Here is a 14,519-nt window from a genome sequence, read left to right on the forward strand (position 1 = left end):
AAGTATATACAAAATATGTTTCTATGGCAGGAGGCCTTTACTATGCAAGTAGGATTAATTGGTTTGGGAAAAATGGGTTTGAATCTCGGGAAAAATTTGATTGATCATAAGCATGAACTTGTCGCTTACGACGTCAATGCAGCCGCAATCCAAGAAATGAAGGATTATGGAGCTAAAGGGGCTTCTACATTGGAAGAGCTTGTACAGGCAACTCAATCCCCTAGAGTATTATGGATCATGGTTCCTCACCAAATTGTTGATTCTGTGCTGGATCAGCTTCAACCGATGTTGTCCAAAGGGGACATCATTATTGAAGGTGGTAATTCTCATTACAAAGAGTCTATTGCTCGTCATGCCCGTCTAAAAGAACATGGTATCAGCTTCATGGATGCTGGAACTTCAGGCGGGATGGAAGGCGCACGCAATGGCGCTTGTTATATGATCGGTGGCGATCCGGAAGCTTGGGCGGTTGTTGAGCCTGTTTTCCGCGACACAGCAGTGGAAAATGGATATTTGTACGCAGGTAAATCCGGAAGCGGACATTTTCTGAAAATGGTTCATAACGGTGTGGAATACGGCATGATGGCTTCCATCGGTGAAGGATTTGAAGTGCTGGAAAAAAGCAGCTTTGACTTTGATTATGAACAAGTAGCGCGTGTGTGGAACAACGGTTCTGTTATCCGCTCTTGGTTGATGGGCTTAACTGAACGTGCATTCTCCAAAGATGCAAACCTGGACGAAATCCGTGGGGTTATGCACTCTTCTGGTGAAGGAAAATGGACGGTTGAAGAAGCGTTGGACATTCAGGCTGCTACACCAGTTATTGCCTTGTCCCTGCTGATGCGCTACCGGTCTCTTGATGCGGACACGTTCAACGGGAAAGTGGTTGCTGCACTGCGTAATGAATTTGGCGGTCACGCGGTAGAAAAGAAGTAATAACAATATAAGTTAGTATCTATCCCCGTAGCTTCACAACTGCGGGGATATTGCTATATGTTTTGGCGTTTATTGGATTTTTGCATAACCTGCATATGCATATTTTTCCTTGTATATCCGCACAATAGGTGAAAAAGGCGGAAGGGTGAATAGCATATGTGCAAAAGGTTTTCGTTATCGGCTGATTTAGATGAGGTGAGGGATCACTTTGGTATACAACGGGTGATGTATTATTACAAAACACGCTATAACATGAGTCCTACTCAGCATGTACCAATTGTGCTGCATCAGGATGGAGAACGGGTACTTGATGAATTTCGCTGGGGATTTATTCCCTACTGGGGCAAGGATTGTGTCAATGCAGATTTGAATACGGTTCGGGTAAATCCGAGTTATCGCAAGATGGCGGAAACCCGACGCTGTATCATTCCATGCAATGGATTTTATTATTGGCGAAAATTAGGCAAACGCATGTGTGCTGTAAGGGTGGTACTGCCGGAACAGAAGATGTTTGCGGTCGCGGGGCTATATGAAGTATGGCATGATAGTCGTAAGGAGCCTTTACGCACCTGTACGATGATGACAGTTCATGCTAATACGGATATACGTGAATTCGATACCCGCATGCCAGCTATTTTGGAAGCTGATCATATAGATTCATGGCTGGATCCGTCTGTCCAGAACATAGATGAGCTGCTGCCTCTATTGCGCACGTATGAGCAAGGCGACATGAACATCTATCCAGTGACCCCGCTGGTGGCCAATGATGAACATGATAACCGTGAATGTATTCAGGAAATGGATTTGCAGTGGTCCTGGATTAAACCTTAAATGTATGGAGATTTTCATCCATTATTGATCATAAGCTTCCCGCCACCTGCATAGGTATGTATTGGGGAACAAGCGTCATGATCCGGGGAGAGGGGAAACGGCCGAAGGAGTATCTCATATGGGATGGAGGCGATTGGAATGAGTAACGATACACTCATCCAGCTGCTGGTGCTCATGGTGACGATCATCGGTCTGGTCCAAAACCGGTAAGTGGCAGGTTCCAGAAGGCGGGAGAATTGCCGTAGGCAATCTTCCGTTTTTTTCTGTGTTAAAAAGCTCGCAGATTAAGGAAGCTTACGGTACAATAGATGCTAGGATACAGGTGACAAGACACCTGAATATACGTCTACATACGATATATTTTTAAGGGAGAGCGAATCATGAGTGACTTAACTTCATTACCACCAGCCAAAAAAAGAAAATTGCTGTTCAGTGCAGGGCTTAGCTGGCTGTTTGATGCTATGGATGTAGGGCTGCTTTCATTTATAGTCGCAGCGTTGGCAAAGGAGTGGCATCTGGGATCTGAGCAAATTGGACTGCTGACTGCAATGAATTCGATAGGAATGGTGTTCGGAGCCGCTATGGCGGGGATTTTGGCTGATCGTTACGGCAGACGCGCCATTTTAGTGTGGACATTGTTGATCTTTTCTATTGCCAGCGGCTTATCAGCTTTGGCGACAGGCCTCGGAATGCTGCTGGTGCTGCGTTTTATTGCTGGTGCAGGCTTGGGCGGGGAATTGCCGGTTGCTTCGACGCTGGTGTCAGAATCAGTGCCTGTGAAAGAACGAGGGAGAGCGGTTGTGCTGCTGGAAAGCTTCTGGGCGGCAGGCTGGATCCTTTCGGCTCTTATTGCTTATTTTGTTATTCCAAAGTATGGTTGGCAAATGGCATTTATTCTCGGCGCAGTACCTGCGCTGTACGCTCTTTATCTGCGTAGAGCTATTGATGATTCACCGCGTTACAAGCTGCAAAGCGTTAAACTTCCGCTGCGTGCACGATTGGCTTCGATTTGGTCGGGACCTAATCGCAAGTCTACGCTGATGCTGTGGATTTTATGGTTCACAGTTGTATTTTCATACTACGGCATGTTCCTGTGGCTACCTAGCATTATGTTTATGAAAGGCTTCGAACTGGTTAAAAGCTTTGAGTATGTGCTGATCATGACGCTTGCCCAACTCCCAGGTTACTTTACCGCCGCCTATCTAATTGAAAAGCTGGGCCGCAAATTCGTACTGATCATCTACTTGCTGCTCACAGCCGTGTCTGCCATTTGGTTTGGCACCTCGGAAACGGCGGGAATGCTGCTAGCTGCTGGTATCTGCTTGTCCTTTTTTAATCTCGGTGCATGGGGAGCCATGTACGCCTATACACCAGAATTGTACCCGACATCCGTCCGTTCAACCGGTGTGGGTATGGCGGCTGCGTTTGGTCGTATTGGAGGCGTTATCGGGCCTTTTGCAGTCGGTATACTCGTAGGACAGGGCGTAGCGTTACCATCTATCTTTGTGATTTTCTTCGTAGCTATCTTGATCGGAGCAGCGGCTGTATGGTTGCTGGGTACGGAAACCAAAAATCAAGAGATTGACTAACCTTTACATTCACCTGTGTGAAGATTCATAATATAAGAGAGAGGAGTGACCTGAAATGGAGCATACCTTTCTGCTCAAGGCAGACTGGAACGGGGGGCGCAACAGTGACGGTCGTATTGAGGCTGGACAGTTGCGGACTGCAATTTCGATCCCGGCCGAGATGGGAGGCCCTGGTGTGGGCACCAATCCAGATGAAATGCTGCTCGGTGCCGCCGCTACCTGCTATTTGATTACTTTGGCGGCGATGATGGAGCGCGCGAGTCTCCCGGTGGCGTCACTGGCGCTGAAATCCGAAGGGATTGTCGATGTAACGAACAATATTTTTACATATCGCCGAATTGTGCATCGTCCGCAGGTTCAATTGGCCGCCGATGCGACAGAATCGCAGATCGAACAAGCATTGCGACTGGCAGAGCAGGCAGAAACCTCATGCATGATCTCGCGTGCTGTAGCGGGAAATGTGACGTTGTCCACAGAGCCCGTGGTGGAGCGCGCCTCTTAAAGCGATATCTGTAACAGGAGCAATCATTCTAATTGCCCATCATTTTTTTAATCCAAGGAGGACACAACCATGACAGCGCAACAAAAATTGCTCGTATTCGCAGGCTCTTACGCCGAATTGGAAGGTAACGGAGTTTATTCGTATACTTTTAATGAACAGACAGGAGCACTTACACTACAGGATGAGTTCTCCGGCTTGAAAAATCCTACATTCCTGAATGTGGACGTCAAAAATCGGAAGCTGTATTCCATTGGGGAGACGACTTCTGCTGCAGGAGCAAAAGTAGGCGAAGCTTCTGCTTTCGAAATTGATCCAGTTAAAGGAACATTTACATTGCTGAATCGTGCGGAAAACGTGGGTGCAACAACTTGCCACATTCAGCGTGATCCATCTGATCGTTACCTTATTGTAGTCAGCTACCACGGAGGTATGGTGGGACTGGTGTCTCTGACTGAGGACGGACGTATTGGTGAGTTGCTGGATGTTAAACAGCACGAGGGCAAAGGAGCGCACCCTGAACGTCAGGATCGTCCACATCCACATTCCAGTTTCTTTAGTCCAGATGGTCGCTTCCTGTTCGTACAAGATCTCGGTCTGGATCTGATCCGTGTTTATACCATTGATGACAGCAAAGGACAACTGGTGCTTCATGGTGAAACGAAAACCCATGCAGGTGCAGGTCCACGTCATTTGACGTTCCACCCAAATGGTAAATTTGCTTTTGTCATTAACGAAGTGGATTCTTCCATTACTTCTTTTGCATATGATGCAGAGGCTGGTAAGCTCACTGAGCTTGAGAGCGTACCGACATTGCCGTCTGACTTTACAGGTGAAAACACAACTGCTGAAGTTGCAATTTCGGAGGATGGAGCTTATCTGTACGGTTCCAACCGTGGGCATGACAGCATTGTGGTATACGCTGTAGACGGAGCAACTGGCAAGCTGAGCTTGGTGGAGCATGTATCTGCCGAAGGAGAGCATCCACGCCATTTTGCATTGACTCCAAATGGTAACCATATGCTCGTGGCCAACCGCGACACCAATAACATCGTTACGTTCAAAGTGGACAAGGCAAGTGGACGCTTGACCTACACCGGGCAACAAGTAACCGTGTCCAAGCCAGTATGCGTACAGCCTTTTTACTTTTCTGTATAAAAATTAGGAAATGCCCCCAGATTTCTTGTTTGTATGTTCAAGGGTAGAAATCCAGGGGCAAAGGCGAACGCTCCGCTGCTTTAATGCTTTGACAGCCATTGAATATGTATATGTTGATGGTACTAATAGATTAACCAAGCATAGAAAAATTGTTAGTGAAAACGGCTCGTAGGATAACCTACAGCCGTTTTTATTTTAGGGCTTAGTCATTTCTAAAGAAGTCACTAACTACGAAAATAAACTAAAATTTTAAGGTTACAAATAAGATACGAATAATATCGGTAGGAAAAGGGTACATATGTTATAAGCGGGACAAGAAGCCCTCAAGCACTCCGATAATGTAAATCTAGGACAAGCATTGTGAGTTCCATATAAGAGGTAGAGGCTTTAAATAAAAGTATTATATTTGACCTACCATCTGTTCGCGTAGTGGGCCACACAAATCGACAGCGTTGGATTGCATGTATTTCTACAGGAGGAGGAATTCTCATGAAAATTATCATTACACAAAAGGAAGCCGTCGACAAAGGAATATGGACAGAGATCATGGGGATGTTTGCTGTAACCAAAGAGGACGAAGTATGGCAAAATGAGGAGTTTATTCTCACCGAAGAACAGGCACGTCAGGTCGGGTTATTAAGATAGCAAAGATAAATAGGACATGTTATCAAGTTTTAAGACCAAGTCTTAAAAAATCGTAACTTCTTTTTTATGTATCTGATACACTTTTTAACCGTGCAACGTTTATGATAAGTACACAAGGGTAATGAAGCTTACAGACACCGTGTACATACCCAAACGGCAAGGAGAGATCAGACATGATGAAACTAGCTTCGAAATGGACCGTATTGGCTTTAATGATGATGCTGATTACGACGGCAGGAGCAACAGCGCAAGGCTACACGCCTGTCGCAGCTGCTGAAAATCAGGAGACCGTATATATAAACCAAATGGAGATTCGTGACGGACAAATTTATTTGTCGGCAGACCCGATTGAATGGTATGAAGGCGCGGCGGCAGACAAAGCATTTGTGGAGCATGAAGGAAATACAGGATTGGATGGAGCGCCGGATGGCTACTACATCGTAAACAATTCCGTGCAAAATGACGTGTATCAGGTTGCACCAGATGCTTCGGTAGAGGTGCAGATTTATGATCACACGGGTAACATAGAAGATACAGACGTACAATGGAACGAATCGATTCCGCTGACACAGTTTGAGAAGGATTTTGCAAAAAAGGACGTTCTAGACCTCAGTCAATTTCCATACCATGTTACGCTTCGTGACGGTAAAGTTGTAAAAATCGTGCAGCAATTCATTCCTTAAAATAGAAGTAATCGTAATCTCATATCACAAACACGTGCTTCACTTGATTACAGATCAGGGGAGCACGTGTTTTTATATTTTATAACAAAAAAGAGGATATCCAGCCCATATAGGGCGCGGATATCCTCTTCCCTTCATAATATATGATTAGAACGATTTTGCTGTGTCTACTGCACGTTGTACAGCAGAAGCAACGATTTCTTGTGCTTGATCTGGAGCTTGGTTATGTCCTTCCAGTACAACCTTCACGATGTCTTTCACGCCGAAGAAGGTTAAAATGTTACTCATGAAGTTCAAGGACATTTCAGCTGCAGCAGCTGGTCCTTCGGAATAAACGCCGCCTCTTGCATTCAACAGGGCTACTTTAGTTTCAGTTACAAGACCCACAGGACCCTCAGCAGTGTATTTGAATGTTTTACCAGCTTGGTTCAGGTAGTCAATGTACGTATGCAGTACAGCTGGAATCGTCATGTTCCAGAGCGGGAAAGCAAATACGACTTTGTCTGCTGCCAGGAATTGATCCAGGTAGCCATTAGCGATGTTTGCCAGGCGAGCTTCTTCTGCGTTCAGCTCCATGCCTCTAGCGGATTTGAACGTGCCGTTGATCATGTTAGCGTTCAAATAAGGAAGCTCGACGGAGAACAGGTCCAGCTCAGTGATTTCATCAGATGGGTGGGAAGATTTGTAGCTTTCCACGAATGCGTTATACAATTTAACTGTTGCAGATTCTTCAGCTGTACGATCATTAGCTTTGACAAATAATACTTTAGACATAATTTATTTCCCCCTAAGTAAGTTGAATAAGTAAGTTAAGTTAGTAAGTTACCATGTAATATTACAATATAAAGATAATATCTGTCAACGCTTTTATATTAAATTTACTTTGAAAAGCTACTTTATTTTTTACACTGTAAAATTCAAGTGTTTCTTTTGCAAAATATCAGTTTTGCGGTAAAATTTAAATGTAAAGTCTAATGAAGAGAATAGTTTATGTAGGCGAAGAAGGAAATGAACATGGTGCCAGCAAGATTTGGCACCATAGTTGAATGAAAAAAGGTGAGTAGCTTGAAGATAGGTTTTTTTGATTCAGGATTGGGTGGAATTACAGTATTGTCCGAGGCACTAAGACGTTTGCCAAACGAAAATTTTGTATACATGGCGGATACCCTTCATGTGCCTTACGGGACGAAAACTCCCCAAGAGGTGCTTGGTTATGTCAAGGCTTCAGTGCAAACGATTCTAAAAGAAGATGTTAAGGCACTGGTGATTGCCTGCAATACGGCTACAAGTATCGCGGTTGCGGAGCTAAGGAAGGAATATCCTATTCCGATTATTGGTATGGAGCCAGCTGTGAAGCCAGCGGTCGAGATGAACCGGGCTAATGGTAAAAGAGTTCTGGTGTTAGCCACACCATTGACGTTGAAACAATCTTGTTATGCAGCACTCGTATCCAGAGTTGACGATCATGGGAGCGTGGACTCACTACCTCTGCCGGAGCTAGTACATTATTGCGAACAGTTGAATTTTGACCGGGCAGAAATGTCCGCATATTTTAACCGTGAGTTGTCTTCGTTCAATCTCGACATATATGGTACGGTGGTATTGGGATGTACTCATTATCCTTTTTATAAGGAAATTCTAAGGGAACTACTGCCTTCTCATATTCAGTTAATTGACGGGAGCCAGGGAACAGTTAGACGGTTGAAACAGGTGTTGTCTGAGCGTAATTTGCTGGAACCTTCGCCAAAATCCAGTCCATCGCAGGCGGGACACATTACATTTCTATGTTCTAGTCAGGATGAGGCCTATGTGCGTAAGATGGAGCGGGCGCTTGAAATCTATACGGAGCATGAAAAGATTTATTTTTAAAAGAAGAGCGGCTGGCGAACGTGTGGGATTATCTTAATGAAATTATCCAAAAAATCGCCAGCCGCATTGTGGATCAGACGCACGGAGGGAGGCGTGAAATGGACGTTCAACTAATCCTGAATGAGCTTTATGCAGCAGGCGTGCTTGAAGGCCATATGCAAAATCTCAAACCGCTGACCGGCGGTACTTCGAGCGAAGTGGTTGTTGTCATGGATGGTACCAGGCCTCGATATGTGATTAAGCAAAATGATCATGCGATTGTAAAAGCCGAGGCGGAGTTTTTACATACCTATGTACAGATTGAGAAACTATCGCGTTTGGTTTATGTAGATCCGTTGCACCGTTATTTGGTATACACGTTCAGGTCAGGGCTCACACAGTATCATGGACGAAACAAAAGCAATTTGTTGCTTCATCTGGCGACGGAGGTGATCTCGCACTATAAGCCTTTTGGTGAGGAACGTCATTATGGTTATCCGGACCACCCGTTTGTGGAATGGAAAGATTTTCTGCTGCACAGAACGAAGGAATCTGGAAAGATCATACAAGACATTTTACCCCGTGAGGATCATCGTTTCGTTCATACCCTTGTGGCTGGATCGCCGCAACGGAATATTAAATATTTGCTTCATGGCGACTGTGGAGTACATAATTTTGTGTTTAACGAAAATGGCACATTGACGGGTATTATTGATCCTGATCCCGTGGTGGGAGAACCCCTATATGATCTGATATACGCCTTTTGTTCTTCACCGGATAGGCTGACCATCGATACCATTTTGCCTTCCTTAGAGAAGCTTGAGCCGGAGATGACAGGGGAATACGAGCTAAACAGGGAAGTGTTACTGGGACTATATTTTCGTATAGCCACCTGCATTCGTCATCATCCGGAAGATCTCGATCAATATACAGAAGCGTGGGCCTATTGGCTGAACAGGATTTGCTGTAAGGAAGAGGGATAAAAGCATACAAGGAAGGATCATATTTTCTTTTCGGTACATCAAAAAACTTGATTTTTAACCCAATGCAGATAGATGCAAGCACAGAAATAATACTCCACTCCAGGTAATCAGGTGTGTTCCCATCTGTGATAGAAACCATCCGCCTAAGGTGGTGCCAATCGTGACACCTAAATTTGCAAAGGAGACAAACAAGCTATTAGCAAATTCAGGTGCTTCTGAGGCCTCCGAAGTTAACCAAGTTTGACTTACAATCAGGCCGCCGGTAAAAAAAGCCCCCCATATAATTATTATTATAATCATGGGAATGTAGTAAGCTCTTTTGGGAAAAACTTTGCAAGAGAACGTTTCCATTATTCAGCGTCGGAGCTGACAAAATCCATCCTAGCCGGTGAAGCACTTCCAGCAACCGCGTAGGAACATGCAAAGATTAGGATACCCCATGTTTTACACTGCTGTCCCGAATTTCTAACTGATGCGATATGGACCAGTGGACAGCCGCCAATTCCTCTCCTTTAATAAGCTTAATGAGATTGCGGGCGGCGACCATGCCCAGTTCGGATGCTGAATATCGGACAGTTGACAATTTAGGCCGGATTATTGTAGCCATATCAATGTCGTCAAATCCCAAGAAAGAGACCTGTTCAGGTATTTTCACCCCATTCTCGGTCAGAAAGTTCATAGCGCCTATGGCAATTCGGTCCGTCGCGCAGAACACCGCACTGGGCAATGGGCCTGAATGATAAAGTTTTCTCATAGAGGTTACGCCGTCTTCAACTGAAAAGCCGCTTTCCAACACACGTTCAGGACGTACTGGCAGGTGAGCGGCCTTCAATGCCTGTTCATAGCCCAAAAAACGCTGACTGCCCACTGAAATATCTCCCGCAGCTCCCCGCAGCATCGCGATATCCTGATGTCCCTGCTGAATTAGATAAGTTACCGCTTCGAAAGCAGCCGTTATGTTGTCAACATGTACGGAAGGAATGGATTTGTCTCGAAAATCCCGTCCGACAAGGATGCAGGGAATTCCCGCCGCTTCAATGAGCGCGTATAGCGCATCCCGGATTCCGTCTACCGATATGATAATTCCGCTCGCCTGCATTTCACGGAACATATTGTAATAGTGTATTTCAGAGTCCGCGTCCCCCCCTGACAAGGCGATTATGACATCGAAGCCGTATAGATGCGCTACTTGATTGATGCCTTCAACCATGTTATCAAAGACATTGTTTTTAATCTCGGGCAGAAGTACTCCAATCAGAGATGTATTATTCTTTACCAGTGTCCGCGCTATGGCATTTGGACGGAATTGAGTGGCTTCAAGGACATCTAGAACTCGTTTGCGTATTTCACTGTTCACCGTCTGGCTGTTATTGATCACTCTGGAAACCGTTGAAATGGAGACGTTGGCCATTCGAGCCACATCTTTTATAGTCATTTTCATTGTACACACCGACTTTCAAGCAAGTATTTATTTAGAAAAAGGTTCTCAAAGTCAATTGAATTTATTATATCAGTTTATTGAGTTTAACAAAGATTCCAGAGCAAAGAAAGCGCTTGACCTTGGTTTATAGGGGGAGTATAATCAACTCCGGAAAACGTTTTCTAGTATTTTCTGGAGATAAATGATTGTTTTTACCAAATAACTAGCTGAATTCAAGGTATTTCGGCTTGTTTTTTTGATTATCAAGAAAACGTTTTCCTTATGGCTTGGGATTGTAGAGAATAACAAGGGAAAAGGAGCATGAGCATGAGAAGTTCGAGCGATATTGTTGTAATGGGAAATGAGGCTTCAAAGCAAACCGATTCAAATATTACGCTGAAAGAAAAGATGGGTTATGGATTCGGTGATTTTGCCAGCCAGTTGCTGTTTGCCGCCGCAATGACTTTTCTGTCCTACTTTTACACAGATGTAATCGGGATCAGCGCCGGGGTCATTGGTACTTTAATGCTAGTTGCGCGTGTACTGGATGCGTTTATTGATGTCGCGATTGGGGCTTTGATCGATAAAACGAAGAGCAGACACGGGAAAGCCCGTCCTTGGTTACTGTGGATGTCCGGGCCATTTGCGTTGTCTGGAATTCTCTTGTTCACGGTTCCAAGTGGAAATATGACGATCACTATTCTATACATTTACGTTACCTATCTGCTGATGAACATTATCTATTCCAGCATTAATGTCCCTTATGGTGTGCTTAATTCCATGATAACGCAGGATTCTTACCAGCGCTCTCTTCTTAATATTTTTCGTATGTCTCTGGCGAATATTGGTGCCTTGTTAATTAATTATTTCACCCTTCCGTTAGTGAAGTCGTTCGGCGGCGGTCAAAAGGGGTGGATTTTCACCTTTATTCTGTTTGGTTTGCTCGGAACCTTCTTATTTCTCGTTACCTTCTTCAGTACCAAAGAAAGGGTTACTCCATCTGTTGTACAGAAGCCAATTCCGTTTGGACGTGCTTTTGGAGCGCTGATGCGTAATAAGTATTGGAAATTGATTCTTGGGTTTGCTGTGGTCTATTTCATAAATAACTCACTGGGCACAGGTATGAATATTTACTACGCACGTTATGTGTTAAAAGACGCCAATCTGATTGGGGTGCTCGGCATATCCTTACTCCTTCCTTCCCTGCTTGGTTATCTGTTATTGCCACCCGTCGTCAAGCGGATCGGGAAACGAAATTCATCCATTATCGGAAGTATCCTCCTGATTGTGGGATCGCTTGTTATTGCCGTCAGTCCCGCAAGTCTTATGGCGGTCTGCCTGGGACTCGTTATTAAAGCGCTTGGACATGCCGCTATTCTCGGAACCTTCTTTGCCATGTTGTCAGATACCATTGAGTATGGCGAATGGAAGACAGGGATGCGCACCGAAGGACTGGTGTACAGTGCGGGTAGTTTCGGCACAAAAGCGGGAGGCGGTTTCGGAGCGGCACTCATCGGTTGGGGACTGGCATTGGGAGGATATGCTGGTGGACAAGCTACAATCAGTGCCACAGCGCTAGCGTCTATTCATTTCATGTTTATCTACGTTCCAATTATCTTGGCTGCCCTGCAAATTGTATTGCTGGCATTTTACAACCTAGATAAATTATTTCCCGGTATTGTCAAAGAGCTTGAATTCTTAAAAAACGCTAAATAAGGAGAGGAAAGCAAATGGAGAAGAAATGGTGGAAAGAAGCCGTATTCAAACCATTATCCACTAAAATTTTTCCTGAATTCTTTGCTTCCTTTTCAGTTTCTATTCTTTGAATCTCATATTTATCAGAACTACAAGGTAGGTCAACTAAGTTTATGAAGCTCATTGTCTGAGAAGCCCATACTTTAGGCTTAGGAAACGTTAGCTGAATTAAAGAGCGGTAGTCTAGAATTTAACTATGAAAACCAAGATGTTTTTTTCTTGACCAGTTTTAAAAAAAGGACTATAACATCAATCTTGATGATGTTATAGTCTTTTTTTGATAAGAAATTATTATTTTAACGAGGTCTACCTGAACGAAAACCACAAGAAGGACGTTCTGCAATGGACAATCGAATCATGTTGAATACCACGCTTATCAAGCTGAGAACTTTTAATGTCATCATTTTGTCCGGACGAGAAAGGAATGAACAGGACAAAAGGCCAGTCTATTTTACAGATCCAGACGGACATAAGTATGAATTCCACACAGGACAATTGCGGGACCGCCTGGAATATTATAAAATGAAAAAGCATATGACTTTTTTTGAATGAGTAATTGTTATCGATATAAATGATATAAGTAATAAGTAAGTAATGATTGGGTTCGCATTTAGGAGGAATACGAAAGGATGTCACTGTCTCAGGAAAACGCTTCCAAGCAAGCGCAAGTCGTTAAAACGATGACGGTTTTTGCAATCACTTGGCCGATCTTTATAGAGATGTTGTTTCACATTTTGATGGGTAGCGTGGATACGTTCATGCTAAGCCATGTTTCTGATGAGGTTGTATCGGCTGTGGGTGTGTCCAGACAGTTGATTGAATTTACGATTATACTTTTCAATCTGCTTGGTCTTGGTGTAGGTGTGATCATTGCTCAGCTATTGGGGGCGCAAAAGCATGTGGATGCAAGCCGTGTTACGGCTTCGGCACTAACCTTTAATCTGGTGTTTGGTCTGGCATTGAGCTTGATGTTTATTGTCAGTCGGGATTTTTTGCTATCCTTTTACCATATTACTCCGACGATTAAGGAAAATGCAGAGATTTATATGATGCTGGCAGGGGGTTCGCTGTTTCTGGAAGCGCTCATGCTAACCGCGGGTCCGGTTATTCGATCGCATGGTTTTACTAAAGATACGATGATCGTGGGCATTGGTATGAATATTTTACATATTACAGGAAATGCATTGCTCATTTATGGCTGGTTTGGTCTGCCGCAGATGGGAGTGGCGGGAGCAGCGATTTCAACGGTTATTAGCCGTGTTGTAGCATGTGTCTGGATTTTTCTACTGCTGTACAAGCGTGTAAGTGCGCCGATTCGCATCCGGTATTATGTACAGCTACAATGGAGTAAGCTGGTAGCCATTCTGAAGATTGGTATTCCTGCCGGGCTGGAATGGTTGTCTTATCAGCTTAGCCAAATGATGGTGACCCGGTTTGTCAGCTTTATGGGTACAACGGCAATCGCAACCCATTTTTATTCGAATACAATTGTGTACTTTTTTATGGTATTTGGAATGGCTGTAGGGGAGGGGACGGAAATTATTGTTGCCCGCCTGATTGGAGCAGGAGACAAGGAAAAGGCCTATCATCAACTTTTACGGAGCCTGAAATGGTCTTTGATCATTACGATTGCTGTAATCGTGGTAGTATCCTTTTTCCGATATGAAGTGATGGCGATCTTTACAGATGAGCCGGCGATCATTCAATTAGGGGCAGCGATTTTGCTTTTCTGTATATTGCTGGAGCCGGGCCGAGTGTTTAATCATGTTGTCATTAACTCCTTGCGAGCAGCGGGAGATGTTCAGTTCCCGTTAATGATGGCCATAATTTCAATGTGGGGGATTAAAATCCCGTTAGCATATGTGCTGGGCATTCATATGGGATATGGAGTGCTGGGTGTGTGGATTGCACATGCCTGCGATGAGTGGGTACGAGGCATTTTCCACTATTTACGCTGGAAGGGCCGGAAATGGCAGCACAAATCGCTGTTATCCAAGGCTGAACTTCAGGCGGAATCCGTCTAAGGCTGATAGAGAACCTACAACAGACATTCTCCAAGCGAATTGGGGGATGTCTGTTTTTTTACAAAAATAAGCAAAATGGGGATGTTCAAAGTTTTCAAAAATTGCTAGAATATAGTAACCTCGAATGTAGTAGAGGTTTTCAAAGTTT

The 14,519-nt window shown here is 44.3% G+C and carries 13 protein-coding genes and 2 pseudogenes; 12 read left to right on the forward strand and 3 right to left on the reverse strand.

What is annotated here, in order from left to right:
- Positions 1-42 precede the first annotated feature (42 nt).
- The 7 genes from gnd (at position 43) to NSS94_RS11030 (ending at position 6,341) form a co-directional block, all read left to right on the forward strand.
- On the forward strand, positions 43-936 hold the full coding sequence (gene gnd, locus NSS94_RS11000; protein ID WP_341039285.1) for a phosphogluconate dehydrogenase (NAD(+)-dependent, decarboxylating): 894 nt from the start codon (positions 43-45) through the stop codon (positions 934-936).
- Between the two features lie 156 nt (positions 937-1,092).
- Positions 1,093-1,767 (forward strand): SOS response-associated peptidase, encoded by a 675-nt coding sequence (locus tag NSS94_RS11005; protein ID WP_029519050.1) that lies wholly within the window; start codon positions 1,093-1,095, stop codon positions 1,765-1,767.
- Positions 1,768-2,147: 380 nt separating this feature from the next.
- The gene (locus NSS94_RS11010) at positions 2,148-3,356 is read left to right on the forward strand and encodes an MFS transporter (RefSeq protein WP_039273470.1); all 1,209 of its coding nucleotides are present in this window, start codon (positions 2,148-2,150) and stop codon (positions 3,354-3,356) included.
- A gap of 55 nt (positions 3,357-3,411) precedes the next feature.
- Positions 3,412-3,858, forward strand: a complete 447-nt coding sequence (locus NSS94_RS11015) for an OsmC family protein (protein WP_069010234.1) — start codon at positions 3,412-3,414, stop codon at positions 3,856-3,858.
- A gap of 69 nt (positions 3,859-3,927) precedes the next feature.
- On the forward strand, positions 3,928-5,013 hold the full coding sequence (locus NSS94_RS11020; RefSeq protein WP_039273468.1) for a lactonase family protein: 1,086 nt from the start codon (positions 3,928-3,930) through the stop codon (positions 5,011-5,013).
- A gap of 489 nt (positions 5,014-5,502) precedes the next feature.
- Positions 5,503-5,658 carry a hypothetical protein gene (locus tag NSS94_RS11025; protein WP_023988309.1) on the forward strand — a complete coding sequence of 52 codons (156 nt, stop codon included), beginning with the start codon at positions 5,503-5,505 and terminating at the stop codon, positions 5,656-5,658.
- A 173-nt stretch (positions 5,659-5,831) separates the two neighbouring features.
- Entirely contained in the window at positions 5,832-6,341 is a 510-nt protein-coding gene (locus tag NSS94_RS11030; RefSeq protein WP_029519055.1) for a hypothetical protein, read from the forward strand.
- 147 nt (positions 6,342-6,488) lie between these two features.
- Here NSS94_RS11030 and NSS94_RS11035 read toward each other — a convergent pair whose 3' ends face one another.
- Positions 6,489-7,115 (reverse strand): FMN-dependent NADH-azoreductase, encoded by a 627-nt coding sequence (locus NSS94_RS11035; protein WP_029519056.1) that lies wholly within the window; start codon positions 7,113-7,115, stop codon positions 6,489-6,491.
- Positions 7,116-7,406: 291 nt separating this feature from the next.
- Here NSS94_RS11035 and murI point away from each other — a divergent pair, with 291 nt between their 5' ends.
- Positions 7,407-8,210 carry a glutamate racemase gene (gene murI, locus NSS94_RS11040; RefSeq protein WP_029519057.1) on the forward strand — a complete coding sequence of 268 codons (804 nt, stop codon included), beginning with the start codon at positions 7,407-7,409 and terminating at the stop codon, positions 8,208-8,210.
- 98 nt (positions 8,211-8,308) lie between these two features.
- On the forward strand, positions 8,309-9,172 hold the full coding sequence (locus NSS94_RS11045) for an aminoglycoside phosphotransferase family protein (RefSeq protein ID WP_341039286.1): 864 nt from the start codon (positions 8,309-8,311) through the stop codon (positions 9,170-9,172).
- A 37-nt stretch (positions 9,173-9,209) separates the two neighbouring features.
- Here the strand turns inward: NSS94_RS11045 and NSS94_RS11050 are convergent.
- Both NSS94_RS11050 and NSS94_RS11055 read right to left on the reverse strand, forming a co-directional pair.
- Positions 9,210-9,487: pseudogene (locus tag NSS94_RS11050) on the reverse strand (MFS transporter); the annotation flags it as partial.
- Between the two features lie 112 nt (positions 9,488-9,599).
- Positions 9,600-10,613, reverse strand: coding sequence for a LacI family DNA-binding transcriptional regulator (locus tag NSS94_RS11055; protein WP_165147398.1), 1,014 nt, complete (start codon positions 10,611-10,613; stop codon positions 9,600-9,602).
- Between the two features lie 306 nt (positions 10,614-10,919).
- Between NSS94_RS11055 and NSS94_RS11060 the strand changes: the two genes are divergently transcribed.
- The 3 genes and pseudogenes from NSS94_RS11060 to NSS94_RS11070 all read left to right on the forward strand — a co-directional run bounded on the left by NSS94_RS11060 (position 10,920) and on the right by NSS94_RS11070 (position 14,371).
- On the forward strand, positions 10,920-12,308 hold the full coding sequence (locus NSS94_RS11060; RefSeq protein ID WP_039273459.1) for an MFS transporter: 1,389 nt from the start codon (positions 10,920-10,922) through the stop codon (positions 12,306-12,308).
- A 432-nt stretch (positions 12,309-12,740) separates the two neighbouring features.
- Positions 12,741-12,899 (forward strand): annotated as a pseudogene (locus NSS94_RS11065) (metallothiol transferase FosB); the annotation flags it as partial.
- 77 nt (positions 12,900-12,976) lie between these two features.
- Positions 12,977-14,371 (forward strand): MATE family efflux transporter, encoded by a 1,395-nt coding sequence (locus tag NSS94_RS11070; protein ID WP_069010230.1) that lies wholly within the window; start codon positions 12,977-12,979, stop codon positions 14,369-14,371.
- Positions 14,372-14,519 lie beyond the last annotated feature (148 nt).

The sequence above is a fragment of the Paenibacillus sp. FSL L8-0644 genome, from assembly GCF_038008165.1.
In the GTDB taxonomy this organism is placed as follows: Bacteria; Bacillota; Bacilli; order Paenibacillales; family Paenibacillaceae; genus Paenibacillus; species Paenibacillus polymyxa_D.

Coding starts and splice junctions, on each gene's coding strand:
- gnd (WP_341039285.1), top strand. CDS start 43: ATGCAAGTAGGATTAATTGGTTTGGGAAAAATGGGTTTGAATCTCGGG.
- NSS94_RS11005 (WP_029519050.1), top strand. CDS start 1,093: ATGTGCAAAAGGTTTTCGTTATCGGCTGATTTAGATGAGGTGAGGGAT.
- NSS94_RS11010 (WP_039273470.1), top strand. CDS start 2,148: ATGAGTGACTTAACTTCATTACCACCAGCCAAAAAAAGAAAATTGCTG.
- NSS94_RS11015 (WP_069010234.1), top strand. CDS start 3,412: ATGGAGCATACCTTTCTGCTCAAGGCAGACTGGAACGGGGGGCGCAAC.
- NSS94_RS11020 (WP_039273468.1), top strand. CDS start 3,928: ATGACAGCGCAACAAAAATTGCTCGTATTCGCAGGCTCTTACGCCGAA.
- NSS94_RS11025 (WP_023988309.1), top strand. CDS start 5,503: ATGAAAATTATCATTACACAAAAGGAAGCCGTCGACAAAGGAATATGG.
- NSS94_RS11030 (WP_029519055.1), top strand. CDS start 5,832: ATGATGAAACTAGCTTCGAAATGGACCGTATTGGCTTTAATGATGATG.
- NSS94_RS11035 (WP_029519056.1), bottom strand. CDS start 7,115: ATGTCTAAAGTATTATTTGTCAAAGCTAATGATCGTACAGCTGAAGAA.
- NSS94_RS11045 (WP_341039286.1), top strand. CDS start 8,309: ATGGACGTTCAACTAATCCTGAATGAGCTTTATGCAGCAGGCGTGCTT.
- NSS94_RS11055 (WP_165147398.1), bottom strand. CDS start 10,613: ATGAAAATGACTATAAAAGATGTGGCTCGAATGGCCAACGTCTCCATT.
- NSS94_RS11060 (WP_039273459.1), top strand. CDS start 10,920: ATGAGAAGTTCGAGCGATATTGTTGTAATGGGAAATGAGGCTTCAAAG.
- NSS94_RS11070 (WP_069010230.1), top strand. CDS start 12,977: ATGTCACTGTCTCAGGAAAACGCTTCCAAGCAAGCGCAAGTCGTTAAA.